This window comes from Sphingomonas sp. 10B4 (assembly GCF_035019905.1).
Taxonomy (GTDB): domain Bacteria; phylum Pseudomonadota; class Alphaproteobacteria; order Sphingomonadales; family Sphingomonadaceae; genus Sphingomonas; species Sphingomonas glacialis.
This window is the reverse complement of sequence record NZ_JASJVC010000023.1, coordinates 1-16,116: the sequence shown is the minus strand read 5'-3', so window position 1 is coordinate 16,116 and position 16,116 is coordinate 1. Positions and strand designations below refer to the sequence as shown.

Below are 16,116 nucleotides of genomic sequence, written 5' to 3'. Positions count from 1 at the left end.
GCGCAGCGCGGCGTGCGCCAACCGCGTTCAGTCGCGCGCGAAGATCTCGTCGTGCGGGATCGTGAGACTGAGTGCGGGGAGGGGGAGATCAAGCGGAAGGCTATGCGCGGTGTCGTTCCACCCGTTGGGACCGGTACGTTGGATCACGCGCAAGCGCTCGATCGCGATGTCGACAAAGACAATCGTATCCACACTCGGCAGCGCCCGATACTCGGCGAGCTTGATCCCCAGGTCCGTTCGGGCCGTGCCGTCGGATAGAATTTCAAAGAGGATTCGTGGGTCGGGCGCGGACGTGTCGTCGTCATGCTCAGCGCTTTCGCGCCCGCAAAACACACTCACATCGGGATAGCGGATCGACATGTCGCGCGTTCTGGTCGCCATGTCGGGTCCATAGGCGGCGCAGCCCGTCCCGCGAAGACGTGGGGCGAGCGCTACGATGAGATTGCTCTGCACACGAGCGTGGCGTTGCGTCCCGCCCGCCATCATCCGAATCACGCCATTGTCGAGTTCCGCCTTGAGATCGCCGAAGTCGATTTCAAGGAATTGCTCGGCGGTCAGCAGCGGATAGACAGGACGCGTAGCCATGCCCTGCTCATATCATACCCGCTACCGGTCTCAAACCGGCGACCATTCCCCCGGCGAATCATCATCGCGCGCCGGGGCGCCTTCGGGCGGACCGATTTCCTCGATCAGCCGCTCGACCACCGCCTCGATCCCCGTGCCGCCTGCGCCCGACATCGGCAGGACATCGGCCTTGCTCGCGCGCTTCAACTTGGTGACGAGCTTCTTGACCTCGGCGGGATCCAGGGCGTCGATCTTGTTGAGCCCGATGACTTGCGGCTTATCCACAAGTCCCGCGCCGTACGCGTCGAGTTCTCCACGGACGATCCGGTAGTTACCCACAGGATCGTCCTCGGTCGCATCGACCAGATGCAGCAGCACCTTGCAGCGCTCGATATGCCCGAGGAAGCGATCGCCGATCCCCGCGCCATCGGCCGCGCCTTCGATCAAGCCGGGAATGTCGGCGATCACGAATTCGCGATTGTGGCGGCTCACGACGCCCAATTGCGGGCGCACGGTGGTGAAGGGGTAGGCGCCGACCTTGGCCTGCGCATTGGTCACCGCATTGATGAAGGTCGATTTGCCGGCATTGGGCAGCCCGACGAGACCTGCATCGGCGAGCAGCTTCAGCCGCAGCCAGATCCACATTTCCTCGTACGGCCAACCGGTGCCGTGTTGACGTGGCGCGCGGTTGGTCGAGGTCTTGTAGGTCGCGTTGCCGCGCCCGCCGTCACCGCCGCGCAGGAAGACGACGCGCTCGCCCGGCACGGTGAAGTCGGCGAGCACCTCTTCCTTGTCCTCGGACAGCACCTGCGTGCCGACCGGAACGCGGATGAGGAGGTCGTCGCCGCCAGCGCCGGTGCGGTTCGAGCCCGAGCCGCCATGCCCGCGCGGTGCGCGGAAATGCTGCGTGTAGCGGAAGTCGATCAGCGTGTTGAGACCGGGCACGGCCTCGAAAATGATGTCGCCGCCCTTGCCGCCATTGCCGCCGTCGGGGCCGCCATATTCCATGAACTTTTCGCGGCGGAAGCTGACGGCGCCCTGGCCACCCGCGCCCGACCGGACGAAGATCTTTGCTTGGTCTAGAAAATGCATCGGCGGCCCTTAGCCGAAGATACGATTTTTAGCCAGTCGCTGCGGGAAGCGCCACGCGCGCCGATATCAGCTGTTCGAGCGCGAGCTCGCGCGCTTTGCCGAGCGGCAGGCCGAGCGCCTTCGCCATCGGCCCGCCGAGCAGCGAATCACCCAGCGCCATCAGCACGAGTTGCAGCGTTTCCTCGTGGATCGGCTTGCCGCCGACCATGTCGGGATCGGCGGCGAGATCGTCGACCAGCCGGTGAATCGCCTCGAGGATCGGGTCGAGCGCATCCTCGTTGCCGGTCAGGATCATCCAGCTCGCCATTGCCCCCGCGCCTTGCGCAAAGGCGTCGAAGGTCATGTCGACGACGACGCGCGGATCCTGCTCGCCCGCGCGCGCGCGTTTGGCGGCGGCGCCGATCTGCGCGGTGATCGTATCGGCGAGATGCGTGATCAGCGCCTTCTGCAGATCCGCCGCCGAACCGAAATGATGGAGCAAATTGGCATGCGTCCGCCCGATTCGCGCAGCGACGGCCTTGAGCGTGACGGCCTGCGGACCTTGTTCGACGAGCAAGGCGCGGGCGGCCTCGATCGCGGCCTCGCGCGATTCTTCGGGGCTGAGACGTTTGCGGACTATTGACACTGGTGTAAGTAACGCTTAATTCGAGGCCTGTTGTCTTGCTGTTTGGAGATTTTCGTGGCGAAAGCAACCAGTCCCGCCGATCTCACCATCACCCCGCGCGACCTGCGCTTCGGCCGCGGCGTCCAGATGCGGCGCTGGTGGCTCAACAACGATCCGTTCGCGACCGCGTTCTACAACGCGCTGTCGGTGACGTTTCCGAAGGGCGAGGGGTTCTTCGTCGACAGCGTCCGCAATTTCCGCGAGGGCACGCCGCCGCGGCTCCACGCCGAGATCCAGGCCTTCATCAAGCAGGAAGTGATCCACACGCGCGAGCATGTCGCGTTCAATCGCCATGTCACCGACCAGGGATATGACACCAAGCTGCTCGAACAGCATATCGACCAGGCGCTCGCGCTGACCAAGGGCCGTCCGCCGATCGCGAGCCTCGCCGCGACGATGGCGCTCGAACATTTTACCGCGATGCTGGCGCACGAACTGATTGCCGATCCGCGCCACCTGGCAGGCGGTGACGAGCAGGCGGCGGCGCTGTGGCGCTGGCACGCCGCCGAGGAGATCGAGCATAAGGGTGTCGCCTACGACACCTGGCTCCATGCGACGCGCGACTGGAGTCGCTGGATGCGCTGGAAGATCAAGGCGCTGGTGATGATCGGCACGACGCAGAAGTTCTTCGCTGGACGCTATAAGGGGATGCTCGAGCTGCTGCGGCAGGACGGGATCACGGGTGTACGCGCGCATTGCGGGATCGTGTGGTACGCGCTCGGCAAGCCGGGGATGGCGCGAAAGATCCTCGGCGCGTGGGTCGCCTTCTTCCTGCCGGGCTTCCACCCGTGGAACCACGATGACCGCAAGCTGATCGCACTCGCCGAGAGCGATTATGCCGATGCGGTTCTGCCGCGCGTGGCGGTCGCGGCCTGACCCCACGCCCCGTCGTGTCGGGATCGACCCGGCGTCATGCGCGACCGCGGTGTCGCGCTCACCGCTGACACCGCGCACCTCGCGTGACGGCCGGCACGAGGCCGGGGTGACGCAGCCTCAAGCCGCCAGGCTGAAGACTGCGCCGTGCGCCTCTTCGGCCAGATCGAGCTCGAGCGTCGCGCATGGTGCCTCGGCGCCGCGCGCGATGCTGTGGAGCATCGCCTCTCCAGTCGGCCGGAAGCCGAGCTTGGCCAGCACTTTGCCCGATGCGGGATTGTCGATGAAGTGGTTGGCGCGCAGCCGGTCGAGACCCATCGCATACCGGGCGATCCCGAGCATCGCCTTGCCCGCCTCGGTCGCATAGCCACGCCCGCGCGCGCTCGGCGTCAGCCAGTAGCCGAGCTCGTGCGCGCCGCCGGGGTCGCGCTGGAGGATCGAGATCGCACCGACCAGTTCGGGATAGGCGTGCTCGTGGCTGAAGATCAGGCAATTGACCTCGTCCGCACCCGGCGCGCGCGTGAGCCACGCCTCGGCATCGGCCTTGGTGTAGGGCCAGGGCAGTCGCGACAGCATGCAGGCCACGTCGTAATGCGCGATCGCCTGCGTCAGCGCAGCCGCGTCCTCCGGCCAGCCGGGCCGCAGCGTCAGTCTCGGGGTCCGAGCAAACATCGATACTCTCCTCGTCGCCGCCCTTTGCCCGTCTTGCATGACGAACGAAGGACAATGGGTGGGGAGGGAGCATGAAAAAAGGGAGCCGGGGCGACCCGTCTCCCTTGTTCGGTCCGCTTGCGCGGTCCCGGGTCGCCCTGGTGGGCAACCCGTCCGGTTACCCGATGTTATTCAGCGGCAATCGCTGCCGGCATCTCTACCGAGCAGAATTTGCGACCGAGCTTGCCCTGGTGGAAAGTCACGCGACCTTCGGTCAGCGCGAACAGGGTGTGGTCCTTGCCGATGCCGACATTGACGCCGGGGTAGAACTTGGTGCCGCGCTGACGCACGAGAATGTTGCCCGGAATGACGGCTTCGCCGCCGAACTTCTTGACGCCAAGGCGACGGCCTGCCGAATCACGACCGTTGCGCGAAGAGCCGCCTGCTTTCTTATGTGCCATCTGGGATTACTCCTTACGCCTGAGCGGCCGACGCTTCGGGCGCCGCTGCTTCGGTGGACTTCTTGTCGGCTGCCTTATGGTCGCCGATCGCGGTGATGCGCAGGATCGTGTGACGCTGACGATGGCCGTTCTTGCGACGATAGTTGTGGCGACGACGCTTCTTGAAGACGATGACCTTGTCGGCCTTCGCCTGCGCGATGATCTCTGCGGTGACCGTCAGGCCCTCGAGCGATGCCATCTCCGAGCCTTCGCCCGCGAGCAGAATGTCACCGAGCGTAATCGACGCCCCAGCTTCGCCGTCGAGCTTCTCGACGACGATCTTGTCTCCGGCGGCAACGCGATACTGCTTGCCGCCTGTGCGCACGATTGCGAACATGGCCCTCATCACCTTCAAAAATACCTGTGCTCCACGCAACGGCAAGCCGAGCGCGGGAAAGAAGCGCCAGCTATGCGAGAGCGAGCTCGCTGTCAACCGCCGAGGTGCGGGCGATGCGCTGCAAAAGCGTTGCTCAAACGCAATAGTAGGGCCGAAATCGCCCTATTTTGGATGAGTGGATGCCCGATCGTGAAGTTTATGTTGCATCGCTAAACGACCTGTGGCGCAATCCGATTCGGAACAGACGAGGCGAAGACGAATCCGGCGCAGCACGAGTGCCGGAGAGTCTCCAGCAGCGCATGGTTTCCACAGTGCAGGCTGCGGCGCAGAAGTCTCTGTGTTCGCTGAAGAAGCGCATGTCTGAAGTCGAATAGTATTTCTGTAAATGCCGGGTTGAGCGGCAGGGGGGACTGTGCGCGTCCAATCCGGGCGGTGCACGATACGGTGTAGGTTCAGGTGAAATCTATCAAAACAGGGGGAATAGCCGTGATGTCCAGACAGTCCATTTCGTTGCTGGCACTTGCTGCCGGTCTGAGCGCATCACCTGCGTTCGCGGCACCCGCCACGGCACCCGCCACGGCGCCCGAGGCGCCGGCACAGGCGCTGACCACCGCAGCGGGAGCCGCCGTTGCGCAGGAAGCGCCGAGCGATATCGTCGTCATCGGCACGCGCCGGACCGATCGATCGGTCACCGATTCGGCATCGCCGATCGATGTGATCAGCTCAGCCGAGCTGGCTCAGCAGCCGGCGGTGAACATGCTCGACGCCGTCCGCAACCTCGTTCCGTCCTTCTTCGTCCCGCAGAACACCATCTCCGACGCATCGACCTTCGTGCGCGCGCCGTCGCTGCGCGGCCTGGGGGCGGACCAGATCCTGGTCATGATCAACGGCAAGCGGTACAATCGCTCGGCGCTCGTCAACGTCTATACCGGTGCCGACACGGCGCTGTCGTTCGGGTCGCAAGGCTCCGACATCGGCAACATCCCCGCGATCGCGATCGGCAATTTGCAAGTGCTGCGCGACGGCGCGACCGCGCAATATGGCGCCGACGCGCTGGCGGGGGTGCTCAACTATTCGATTCGCAAGGACGTCGGCTTCGAGGCGCAGGCGCTTTACGGACAGACCTATCGCGGCGACGGCGAAAGCAAGATCTTTTCGGGATATGGTGGGCTGAAGCTCGGCGAACGTGGCTTCGTCAGCCTTGCGGGCGAATATTACGACCAGGGCCAGACCAGCCGCGGCGTTACGCGCGCCAGCGCGATCACCATCCAGGCGAACAACCCCGCGCTCACCGTGCCGAACCCGGCGCAGATCTGGGGAACCTCGCCGGGCCATGGCTACAAGCTGTTCGCCAATGCGGCGCTCGACGTGGGCGCGCAGAGCCAAATCTATTTCACCGGAAACCTGGCGCATAGCGAGACCAACCAGAGCTTCAACTATCGCCCGTCGCAGACGAATGGCGGGTTCGTTCGCAACGATGGCACGGCGAACTCAACTGTGACATTGAGCCGCAACGGATCGTTCAACCCGATCTTCACGACGGCCTGCCCTGCAGGCAATGCGACCTGCCCGACGGGTGGCTTTGTCAATTCGGCGTCGACGCAATTCCCGCTGAACAACGGCGCGACCTACAGTTTCGCGAGCCTCTATCCGGGTGGCTTTACGCCGCGGTTCATCGGTAAGGTCGATCAAATCTATGGGACGCTGGGCTTCAAGGGCAAGACCGGCAGCGGCTTCACCTACGACCTGTCGGGGACGTTGAGCCGCAACTCGCTCGACCTGTCGATGAACAACTCGCTGTCGGCATCCTACGGCCCGCAGAGCCAGACGAGCTTTCAGTTCGGCAAGCTGATCCAAAGCGAAATCACGCTGAACGCCGATTTCACCTATCCGCTCGAAGTCGGCTTCGACAGCCCGATCGTGCTTTCGGCCGGTTCGGAGTATCGCCGCGAGCGGTATGAAAAGACGACCGGTGACCTGCAATCCTATGGTGCAGGGCCCTTTGCATCGCAGCCACTCTATGACCTGGTCGCGCCAGGCGTGTACCAGCGCACCATCGTGCGCGATGCAGCCGGCGTGCCGGTCCTGCTCAACGGCGCCGTCCAGCCTGTCACCGCGACCCAGTCGCCGGCCGCCAGCGGCTATGGCGGCACCAGCCCGAACTTTGCGGGCGTGTCGACCCAGAAAAGCTATGCGTTCTACGTCGGTGCCGAAACCGACATCACCAAGGCGCTGACGGTCGGCTTTGCGGGCCGGTACGAAAACTACAACACCTTCGGCGGCGTCTTGGTGGGTAAGGCGAACGCGCTCTTCCGCGTGACCGACGCGGTCTCGCTGCGCGCTACGGTCGGCAACGGCTTCCACGCGCCTTCGCCGGGCCAGAACAACACGCAGGTCGTGACGACGAACTTCCTCGGCGGCAATCAGGTGCAGACCGGGACCTATCCAACGTCGAGCGCGATCGCGCAATTCTACGGCGCGGGGCTGCTCAAACCCGAGCGGTCGACCAATTATGGGGCGGGTATCGTCCTGAAGCCGACCAGCGCGCTCTCGCTAACGGTCGATGGCTACATCATCCAGATCAAAAACCGCATCGGCATCTCGCAGAACTTCACGGTGACCCCGGCGAACATCACGGCGCTGCCGGCGCTCGCGTCGGTCGGTCTCGGCGGCGTGGTGAACTATTTCACCAACGGCTTCGACGTCTCGTCAAAGGGGATCGAGGCGGTGGCGAACTATCGCACCAAGCTGCTGGGCGGGCCGATCAACTTCACGCTGGCGTATAGCTACAACAATTTGAAGGCGAAGAACATCAAGCTGACGACCACCGGACAGCCGCTGGTCAGCTTGCAGCAGCAATATAACATCGCCAACCTCGCGCCGCGCCACCGCATTACCGCGTCGGCGGGGTGGCAGGTCGACGACTTCTCGATCAACGCGCGCGCCAACTATTTCGGCGAATGGTCGAACGCGCTCGAGTACAACCTCGTCGCACCGGCCGCCGGCGCAACGACGGCACCGGCGTCGCAGATCTTCGGGGGGAAGGCGTTGTTCGACCTCGACGTCAGCTACACCTTTGCCGAGCACTTCACGTTGACGTTGGGCGCAAACAATGTGTTCAACACCTTCCCCGACAAGATCAAGGCATCGCCGGTCAACCCGATCTATGCGCTTTCGGGCGGGCTGAACGACGGCCAGGTCTATCCACGCTCGGGCGGACCGTTCGGCATGAACGGCGGGTTCTACTACGCCCGCCTGCGCGTCAAATACTGAGGGTAGCATGATCCGGGGGCAGCGATGCTCCCGGGCCTGGGTTGCGACACGATCAACGAAAAGGGGCGGCTGATCGCACGATCCACCGCCCCTTTCTCCTCGTTACGCGCAGGCGCGAATCAGTGGCGGTGTTCGCGCCGCAGCGGGTATTTGCCGTCCTCATACTCGCCGAACAGCCCCGAGATCGCCGGATGATCGACCGGCTCGTCGAGATCGTCGGGCACCAGATTCTGCTGGCTGACATAGGCGACGTAGCTCGACTCCATGTTCTCGGCGAGCAAATGGTAGAAGGGCTGGTCCTTGCGCGGGCGGATGTTCTCCGGGATCGCGTCATACCATTCGTCGCTGTTGGCGAAGACCGGGTCGACGTCGAACACCACGCCGCGGAAATCGAACATGCGGTGGCGCACGACGTCGCCGATCGCGAAGCGTGCGTGGCTGATCGGCGCCAGCGGAATTTCGGCGGAGAAGGGCGGGGAGGTAATCGGGGTGCGGTGCATGGGTCTAACTTAGGCCCTGTTCCGCGCTGCACAAGAGAATGCTGCGGCAAAGCCTTGCGCTCCCCGATCGACTGCGTTAGTGGCCCCCGCTCACCGACCGGTGCCGCTTCGTGGGTCTCCCTCACAGACGGCATCATATGACCTCGCGGAGAGGTGGCAGAGTGGTCGAATGTACCGCACTCGAAATGCGGCGTGCCCTCACGGGTACCGTGGGTTCGAATCCCACCCTCTCCGCCATTTCCTTATCTGCAAGACAAGGCTAAAGCCCGCCACATGGCATCCTACAAAGAACCTTCCTTCAAAGACCGCGCCGCCCTCTCGGCCGACGCCAAGCAGCGCGCCCTCGAGAAGTTGAAGGCCAAGCCGCCGGTCGATCCCGCCGTCGTCGCTGCCCGCGCCGCCGCGCGCGAAGCGAAGGAAGAGGCCGAAGCCAAGAAGCGCGAAGAGAAAAAGGCCGCGCTCGAACAGGCCCGCCTCGACAAGCTCGCCAAGGCCGCCGCCGCCGAGCAGGCGATCAAGGATGCCGAGCAGGCCGCGATCCAGGCCGAGATCGACAAGAAGGCGGCGCGCGACGCGCGTTACGCCGCGCGGAAAAGCCGCAAGTAAGCGTCCGGCGCGAACGGGGGGCGTCTCCCCGTTCGACGCGATCCGCATGTCGCGATAGCGTCTGCGCCAGTGCGCTGGTGAGGAACGCTTTTTATTAACTGACGTTACATTCCGCGCGCAGCCATCCGGCTAGACGCCGGAGGTGATCTTGAGACAACGCGACGACTGGCATCTTACCGACGTGCTCGAGTATGAACACGGCCGCGGCGATCCGTTCGCCGCTGCGGTTCGCGCGACGCGCATGCCGATGGTCATCACCGACCCCGCACAGCCCGACAATCCGATCGTTTTCTGCAACGTCGCGTTTCAGCGCCTGACGGGCTATGATCGCGAAGAAATCATCGGTCGCAATTGCCGATTCCTCCAGGGGCCCGACACCGATCCTGCCAAGATCGCGGAAATCCGCGAGGCGGTCCGCGACGGGCACGCCGTCGACGTCGACTTGCTGAACTATCGCAAGGACGGCACGACCTTCTGGAACGCGCTGTATCTGTCGCCCGTCCGAGACGCCGATGGCGTCGTGCGCTTCTTCTTCGCCTCGCAGTTCGACGTGACCGAGCGCGTCGAGGCGCAGAATATCATCAACGACCAGAAACTGCTGGTCGAGCGCGAAGTCGAGCGTCGCACCGCCGATCTGCGCGCCGCGCTCGAGGCAAAGACGTTGTTGCTCCACGAGGTCGATCATCGCGTCAAAAACAATCTGACGATGATCGGCTCGCTGCTGCGCCTGCAAGTCCGCACGATCGACGATCCGTCGATCGCGGCCAAGCTCGATTCGATGCTCGAACGCGTCGACGCTTTGGCGGTGGTGCATCGCCAGCTCTATCAATCGTCCGATATCGCGCGGTTCGATATCGGCAGCTTTGCGGAAAATCTGATTTCCGACGTGGTGGGGTCGAGCGGCCGGGGCGACATCGATCTGGATATCAAGGCGCAACCGCTGTTCGTCGATGCGGCGAACGCATCGGCGCTCGGCCTGATCCTCAACGAGATCCTGACCAACGCCGTCAAGCACGCCTTTGCCGATGGCCGGTCGGGGAGTTTGAGCCTGTTGGTCGAGGGCGAGGAGGATCACGGGATCATCAAGATCTGTGACGACGGTCCTGGCATGCCCTCGAGCCAGCGGAGCCGGAGCATCGGCACGTCGCTGATCACGCGTCTCGCGCGGCAGGCCAATGCCGAGGCGACGTGGCGCGACGCCAAGCCCGGCACGTGCGTGACGATCACCTTCCCCAAGACCGAGATGCGATCATGACGCGGACCATGGACGTGCTGGTCGTCGAGGACGAGATGCTCCTGGCGATGGATATCGAGGCGATGATCGAGGATAGCGGGCATCGCGTCCTCGCCGAGGCGGCCAGCCTGCAGGACGTTCAGGCGCTGCCCGACGATCTCAATCCGCAGCTCGCATTCGTCGATCTCCATCTGGCGCACAATTCGACCGGCTTCGAGGTGTGCAGCTATATCCGCCAGCATTGGCCCGACACGCTGATCATCTTCGTGACCGCGAACGTCTCGAAGATCCCGGCGGATTTCTCGGGCGCGCACGGTGTCATCGCCAAGCCGTTTTCGCATGCCGGTGTCGTCAACGCGATCAAGTATCTGGCGGACGGGGCGTTCGATCCACCACCGTCGATCCCGCGTCCGGCGAGCCTCGTCGCCTCGCCGCATCTCAAGACACGCTGGGGCTGAGCGCCGACGCCGTTACGGCAGCCCGCGCGCCAGTTCCTCGACCCACACCCGCGCTGTGCCGTCCGACGGCGCGCGCCAGTCGCCACGCGGGCTGAGCGCGCCGCCCGACGAGACCTTGGGGCCGTTGGGAATCGCCGAGCGCTTGAACTGGCTCGTCGCGAAGAAGCGGTGGAGAAATTTCTCGAGCCAGCCGGCGATTGTCGGGAGGTCGTAGGCGACTCGCCCCGCCGCCGGGAAATCGCGCGGCCAGCGGCCCGCGTTCGCATCGCGCCAGGCGTGGAGCGCGAGGAAGGCGATCTTCGACGGCGCCATGCCGTGGCGCACGACGTGGTGCAGGAAGAAATCGTTGAGCGCATACGGACCGATTCGCGCCTCGGTACTCTGGATCGCGCCGTCCGCCCCGGCGGGGACCAGTTCGGGCGAAATTTCGGTGGCGAGGATCGCTTCGAGGATCGCGTCGGTCGTGCCGTCATACTGGTTCGTGCGGATGCACCAGCGGATCAGGAACTGGATCAGCGTCTTGGGGACGCCTGCATTGACCGCGTAATGGCTCATCTGGTCGCCGACGCCATAGGTGCACCAGCCGAGCGCGAGTTCGGACAGGTCGCCCGTGCCGACCACCAGCCCGCCGCGCTGATTGGCGAGGCGGAACAAGTAATCGGTGCGCAGGCCCGCCTGGACGTTCTCGAAGGTCACGTCGTAAGTCGGTTCGCCATCCGCGAACGGGTGGCCCATGTCGCCGAGCATCTGGCGCGCGGCGGGTCGGATGTCGATCTCGGCGCCGTTCACGCCGAGCGCGCGCATCAGCGCCCAGGCGTTGTCCTTGGTCCCGTCGCTCGTTGCGAAGCCTGGCATGGTGAAGCCGAGGATATGGTCGCGTGGACGGCCGAGCCGGTCCATCGCTTTCGCGGCGACGATCAGCGCGTGAGTCGAATCGAGCCCGCCCGACACGCCGATGACGAGGCGTTCGGCGCGGGCCGCTTCGAAGCGCTTGAGGATGCCCTCGACCTGGATGTTGAAGGCCTCGTAGCAATCCTCGTCGAGCTTCTCGGGGGTGTTGGGCACGAACGGGAAGCGGCGCTGGTCGCGGAGCAGGCCGATGTCGCCGAAATCGGGCTGGTGCGTGAAGCCGATGCGGCGGAAGCGCGTCTCGGGGTCGCCGGCGAGCCGCGCCGAATCGTTGAAGGTGCCGACGCGCATCCGCTCCTGCGCGATTCGCCCGACATCGACATCGGCGAGCACCAGCTCCGATTCGCGCCCGAAGCGCGTCGATTCGGCGAGCAGCTCGCCGAGTTCGTGGACCATGCCCTGGCCGTCCCAGGCGAGATCGGTCGTGCTCTCGCCCGAGCCGGCGGCGGAGAAGACATAAGCACATACCGCGCGCGCGGATTGCGAGGCGCACAGCATCGCGCGTTCGCGCGCCTTGCCGACGACGATGTTCGATGCGGACAGGTTGCAGCAGATCAGCGCGCCGGCGAGCGCGCCCATCGTCGAGGGTGGGGTCGGCGCCCAATAATCCTCGCAAATTTCGGCATGGAGCACGAAATCGGCGAGATCATCGGCGGCGAAGAGCAGGTCGGTGCCGAATGGGACGGTCTGCCCGGCGAGCGTGATGTCGCTGACCGGCAGGCCGGAGCCGCTCGCGAACCAGCGCTTCTCATAATATTCGCGGTAATTGGGCAGGAAGGTCTTGGGCACCACGCCGAGGATCCGCCCGCGCGCCATCACCACTGCGCAATTGTAGAGCCGGCCGTTGCGCACCAGCGCCGCGCCGAGCACGAGAACCGGGCGCAGCTTGGTGGTCGCCTCCGCCACCGCGGCGATGGCCGCCTCGGTCGCGCGTTGCTGCGCGGTCTGCAGATGGAGATCGTCGATCGCGTAGGAGGTGAGGTTGAGCTCGGGGAAGACGAGCAGGTCGGCGCCCTTGGCGTGACCGTCCTCGGCGAGCGCGATCGTCGCCGCGGCATTGGCGGCGCAATCGCCGACGGTCGCGCGCGGGGTCGCTGCGCCGACGCGGATCAGCCCGTGGCTGTGGATCGAATGGAACGGGTGCGCCTTCGCCATCCACAAGCGCTTAACGGGCTTTGCTTTTGAAAGCGACACCCTGCACGGTCGGTTGGCCATCACCAGGAGGTTCGACAATGCAGATCCGCGTACGCGCGCGCCTCGGGCTGGCGCGATGAGCCGGATCGGCCGCCTCAAGATCAAGGCGCAGCTCTATTGCGGCGACGAGCTCGCGATGGGGCCGGGCAAGGCCGATCTGCTCGACGCGATCGCGCGCGAGGGGTCGATCTCGGGCGCGGGGCGCGCGATGGGGATGAGCTATCGGCGCAGCTGGCTGCTCGTCGACAGCATGAACCGGTGTTTCGTCGAGCGGCTGGTCGAGACCGTCGCCGGTGGCGGGGCGGGGCGGGGGGCTTCGCTCACGCCGACCGGGGCGGCGGTGCTCGTCGCTTACCGCACGTTGGAGGCGGCGCTGGCCGAATCGGCAGGCAGCGGGGCGATGGCCGAGCTCGACGCGCTGCTGCGCGCGGCGCCGCTGCCGCCGGTCAGGGACTACGCGTGATCAGCACCGGCGCGGCGGCGGCCTTGCTGCCGGCGATCTGGAGCACGTAGCGACCGGGTACGAGCTTGAAGTCGACCATCTTGGCGATGCCGCTGCACGCCGCGCCATGCGCGTGCGCGGTCGAGGTCTGCGCCTTGCGGCCTTTCACCACGTCGATCCACCCGGGGGTGCCGAGCAACACGCGGTAGGTGCCGGTGCGCGCGATGGTGAAGCTCGCCATGCCGCCGAGGCTGGTCGGCTCGCCCGGCTTAGACGGGGTGAAGGGATAGCGGACGGTGTCGGCGGGCGCGAGCATCAGCTCGGTGCGGCGGCCGACCGTCAGCCGCGTGCGGGCGAGCGTAGTGCGATCAGTCGCGGCGGCAAGGCTCGGGCCGGTCTTCCACGCCGCCAGTTCGGCGGGGAGCGGCGCGGCGGGGGTCGGGCAGGTCTCGGGCGCGTGCTCCATCGGCGCCGCCTGCGCGGCGACGAGGACGGGGGCGAACAGCAGGAACAGGGAACGCATCGGGGGTCGCCTTTGCCGGAGGATCGCCCGGGCTATACGATCGCCCGAGAAGTCGGGCAATTCACGAGACGACGCGCCGCGCCTCGCCGACCTGCCAGGCGAGCAGCGCCGGCACCGCGATGATCACGTCGCGCGCGCGCTTGAGCAGCGACAGCGCGAGCGCGGTCGCGGGCGGCAGGCCGACGAGCGGGCCGATCAGCACATACGCTGCCTCCTGCACCCCGATCGCGCCGGGGATCGCGAAGGCGACGCTGCGCAGCGTGAAGATCAGCGCTTCGATCATCAGCACCGCCCACAGCGGGACGTGCGAGCCCATGAACTGCAGCGCGATCCACGCCCCGGTGGCGCTCGCCAGCCACGCCGCGAGGTTGAAGGCGAAGGCGAGAAGGACACGCTTGGGCTCGCGATAGATCGCGTCGAGCTGGTCGCGCACCGCCGCCATCGCCGCGACCGATCCGGGGAGCATCCGTGCACCGAGCGAGCCGGCGAGTTTCAGCACCGGCTTCTGCGCGAACACGAACAGCAGCATCAGCGCGATCATCGCCGCCACCCCGCCGAGCGCGAGCGAGACGATGCCTTGTTGCACCGGGGCGTGTGACAGCACCATCAGCAACACCGCGACGCCGCCGAGCGTAAAGATCAGTTGCGCCGCCATCTCGGTCGTCATGTCGGCGATCATCGAGGCGTAGATCACCGGCTGTGGCACGCCGAACGCGGCGAGCGTCCGCGCCCCGACGACGAGGCCGCCGAGCTGCGAGAAGGGGAGGATGTCGGTCGCCGCCTCGCGCGTGGTGCGCGCCCAGACGAACAGCCACAGCCGCTCGCTCGGCTGGTCGGTCGCGACCGCGAGCCACGCCATGCCGAGCAGGCCGAGCACGCCCGCCGACCAGAGCACGAACGTCGCCATGCCGATCCAGCCGATCGACGCCATCGCGGCCAGGACTTGCCCGATCCCGACGGTGCCGACGGTCCCCGCAGCAACGGCGAGGCCGACGATCGTTGCGAGGAGGAGCCCGATACGGGCGGAGCGGCTCATCGTGTGCCCGATCCTGGAGCTGGGCTACCTTCGTCACCCCGGGCCTGTCCCGGGGTCCACCGGGATGCGCGGCCTGCGGGCCGAGCGAGCGCGGCACGGTGGACCCCGGCACGGGGCCGGGGTGACGGGTTTGGGGCGGCGGGATCGCGGGCCCCTATGGGGCCCGCATAGTCTGGCCGGGGAAGGATTCGCGCGGAGACGCGGAGACGCGGAGGGGGTGCGCTCGTGGCGCAGCGCGCTTGCTTCTTCCGAGCGGAATGGAAACGCTTCGCGCGCGGCTTCCGCACTATCTCTGCGCCTCTGCGCCGCTGCGCGAACCCTTCAACCCCAGCCACGTATCGCCATCTCCGAAAGAGTTAAGCCGCTGTGACAGCTTTCTTCTTTCCCATAAAGCGCAACACCAGCCGGATCGCGCCAGGGACAAACTTCGGACGGATCAGCCGCTGATCATAGACCGACAGCCGCCGGTCGTTCTCAGCAAGGCAGATCGCTGCGAGCTCGGGGAATTCGATCTCGACGCCAAGCTCCTTCGAACCGTTGAGCGTGAAATTGTTCTCCTGCGCCTTGGTATTGTCGTCGCCCATGCCCTTGGCCATGTCGATCCGTTCCCAGATGAGCGCGATCCACACCGCCCACACCTTGAGTTCGAACCACGGTCGGCGCCACAGCGGCATGGTGCGGCGGTGCCAGGCAACCCAGTTGACGAAGAACAGGATGTGCCGCCCTTCCTCGCGCATCACCGGCTCGAACGTCTCGACCAGTTCCTCGGGGAAGAAGCCGGTGTCCTTGGCGATCTTGAACAGCCCGAAGCCGAAAAAGCTATCGATGCATTCGGAAAAGCCCGTCCGCATGAAGGCGAATTCGGGATCGCGCGGGCGCTTATACTCTTCCTCGGGCTGGAGCTCGATGCCGTAGAAGGTGACCATGTCGGCGAGCACGATCTTGTGGCGGCTCTCCTCATACGCATTCATGTCGATCGCGTCGCGCAGCAACGGATCGGCGATCTGCTCGCCGTACGTCTTGACGTTCATGCCCGCGCGACCCTCGGTCGCGACCGCGATATCCCAGATCGGCAGCGAGACGATGCGTTGGCGCGTTTCCTCGTCGATCACCGGCCAGTCGATCAGCGCGGGGCGATAGGGGTCGTGCGTGTCGAGCATGGTGCGGCAGAACAAGGTCTTGTGCGCATCGCTGCCGAGCGGAACGCGCGTGCCGGGGGCGGGGCCGGCGGGGGCCATGGACTGTCTCTTATACACATCT

The 16,116-nt window shown here is 65.6% G+C and carries 17 protein-coding genes and 1 tRNA gene; 7 read left to right on the top strand and 11 right to left on the bottom strand.

Annotated elements, in window-relative coordinates:
- Positions 1-27: 27 nt before the first annotated feature.
- The 3 genes from QN347_RS09055 to QN347_RS09045 are packed head-to-tail and all read right to left on the bottom strand — an operon-like array spanning position 28 to position 2,281.
- Positions 28-585 carry a Uma2 family endonuclease gene (locus tag QN347_RS09055; protein ID WP_322160440.1) on the bottom strand — a complete coding sequence of 186 codons (558 nt, stop codon included), beginning with the start codon at positions 583-585 and terminating at the stop codon, positions 28-30.
- 30 nt (positions 586-615) lie between these two features.
- On the bottom strand, positions 616-1,656 hold the full coding sequence (obgE, locus tag QN347_RS09050; protein WP_133189938.1) for a GTPase ObgE: 1,041 nt from the start codon (positions 1,654-1,656) through the stop codon (positions 616-618).
- Between the two features lie 28 nt (positions 1,657-1,684).
- Positions 1,685-2,281 (bottom strand): TetR/AcrR family transcriptional regulator, encoded by a 597-nt coding sequence (locus QN347_RS09045; RefSeq protein ID WP_133189927.1) that lies wholly within the window; start codon positions 2,279-2,281, stop codon positions 1,685-1,687.
- Between the two features lie 54 nt (positions 2,282-2,335).
- Here QN347_RS09045 and QN347_RS09040 point away from each other — a divergent pair, with 54 nt between their 5' ends.
- Positions 2,336-3,196, top strand: coding sequence for a metal-dependent hydrolase (locus tag QN347_RS09040; protein WP_189675449.1), 861 nt, complete (start codon positions 2,336-2,338; stop codon positions 3,194-3,196).
- Positions 3,197-3,313: 117 nt separating this feature from the next.
- Here QN347_RS09040 and QN347_RS09035 read toward each other — a convergent pair whose 3' ends face one another.
- The 3 genes from QN347_RS09035 to rplU all read right to left on the bottom strand — a co-directional run bounded on the left by QN347_RS09035 (position 3,314) and on the right by rplU (position 4,681).
- The gene (locus tag QN347_RS09035) at positions 3,314-3,865 is read right to left on the bottom strand and encodes a GNAT family N-acetyltransferase (RefSeq protein ID WP_189675448.1); all 552 of its coding nucleotides are present in this window, start codon (positions 3,863-3,865) and stop codon (positions 3,314-3,316) included.
- Between the two features lie 167 nt (positions 3,866-4,032).
- Positions 4,033-4,305, bottom strand: coding sequence for a 50S ribosomal protein L27 (gene rpmA, locus QN347_RS09030; protein WP_133189925.1), 273 nt, complete (start codon positions 4,303-4,305; stop codon positions 4,033-4,035).
- A 13-nt stretch (positions 4,306-4,318) separates the two neighbouring features.
- Positions 4,319-4,681, bottom strand: coding sequence for a 50S ribosomal protein L21 (gene rplU / locus QN347_RS09025; protein ID WP_133189923.1), 363 nt, complete (start codon positions 4,679-4,681; stop codon positions 4,319-4,321).
- A 489-nt stretch (positions 4,682-5,170) separates the two neighbouring features.
- Here rplU and QN347_RS09020 point away from each other — a divergent pair, with 489 nt between their 5' ends.
- On the top strand, positions 5,171-7,954 hold the full coding sequence (locus tag QN347_RS09020) for a TonB-dependent receptor plug domain-containing protein (RefSeq protein ID WP_322160433.1): 2,784 nt from the start codon (positions 5,171-5,173) through the stop codon (positions 7,952-7,954).
- A gap of 119 nt (positions 7,955-8,073) precedes the next feature.
- Here the strand turns inward: QN347_RS09020 and hspQ are convergent, their stop codons facing one another.
- A complete protein-coding gene (gene hspQ, locus QN347_RS09015) occupies positions 8,074-8,454 on the bottom strand; it encodes a heat shock protein HspQ (protein WP_133189921.1) in 381 nt (126 codons plus the stop codon).
- 147 nt (positions 8,455-8,601) lie between these two features.
- Between hspQ and QN347_RS09010 the strand changes: the two genes are divergently transcribed.
- The 4 genes from QN347_RS09010 (at position 8,602) to QN347_RS08995 (ending at position 10,752) form a co-directional block, all read left to right on the top strand.
- Positions 8,602-8,691 (top strand) — tRNA-Ser (locus tag QN347_RS09010).
- Positions 8,692-8,727: 36 nt separating this feature from the next.
- A complete protein-coding gene (locus QN347_RS09005; protein ID WP_133189919.1) occupies positions 8,728-9,060 on the top strand; it encodes a DUF6481 family protein in 333 nt (110 codons plus the stop codon).
- Positions 9,061-9,202: 142 nt separating this feature from the next.
- On the top strand, positions 9,203-10,315 hold the full coding sequence (locus QN347_RS09000; RefSeq protein WP_229839240.1) for a PAS domain-containing protein: 1,113 nt from the start codon (positions 9,203-9,205) through the stop codon (positions 10,313-10,315).
- Positions 10,312-10,752 carry a response regulator gene (locus QN347_RS08995; RefSeq protein ID WP_189675445.1) on the top strand — a complete coding sequence of 147 codons (441 nt, stop codon included), beginning with the start codon at positions 10,312-10,314 and terminating at the stop codon, positions 10,750-10,752. Before QN347_RS09000 ends, QN347_RS08995 begins: the two co-directional genes overlap by 4 nt.
- A gap of 12 nt (positions 10,753-10,764) precedes the next feature.
- Here QN347_RS08995 and QN347_RS08990 read toward each other — a convergent pair whose 3' ends face one another.
- A complete protein-coding gene (locus tag QN347_RS08990) occupies positions 10,765-12,816 on the bottom strand; it encodes an NAD(+) synthase (protein WP_322160430.1) in 2,052 nt (683 codons plus the stop codon).
- 115 nt (positions 12,817-12,931) lie between these two features.
- On the opposite strand from QN347_RS08990, the gene QN347_RS08985 reads away from it, so the two are divergent.
- Positions 12,932-13,318 carry a ModE family transcriptional regulator gene (locus tag QN347_RS08985; protein ID WP_323494017.1) on the top strand — a complete coding sequence of 129 codons (387 nt, stop codon included), beginning with the start codon at positions 12,932-12,934 and terminating at the stop codon, positions 13,316-13,318.
- On the opposite strand, the gene QN347_RS08980 is transcribed toward QN347_RS08985, so the two are convergent.
- The 3 genes from QN347_RS08980 to QN347_RS08970 form a co-directional block, all read right to left on the bottom strand.
- Positions 13,302-13,820, bottom strand: coding sequence for a hypothetical protein (locus QN347_RS08980; RefSeq protein WP_322160429.1), 519 nt, complete (start codon positions 13,818-13,820; stop codon positions 13,302-13,304). The genes QN347_RS08985 and QN347_RS08980 overlap by 17 nt on opposite strands.
- 61 nt (positions 13,821-13,881) lie before the next feature.
- A complete protein-coding gene (locus QN347_RS08975; RefSeq protein WP_322160427.1) occupies positions 13,882-14,856 on the bottom strand; it encodes a lysylphosphatidylglycerol synthase domain-containing protein in 975 nt (324 codons plus the stop codon).
- Between the two features lie 356 nt (positions 14,857-15,212).
- Complete coding sequence (locus tag QN347_RS08970) at positions 15,213-16,094, bottom strand: ferritin-like domain-containing protein (protein WP_323494016.1); 882 nt, start codon at positions 16,092-16,094, stop codon at positions 15,213-15,215.
- Between the last annotated feature and the right edge of the window lie 22 nt (positions 16,095-16,116).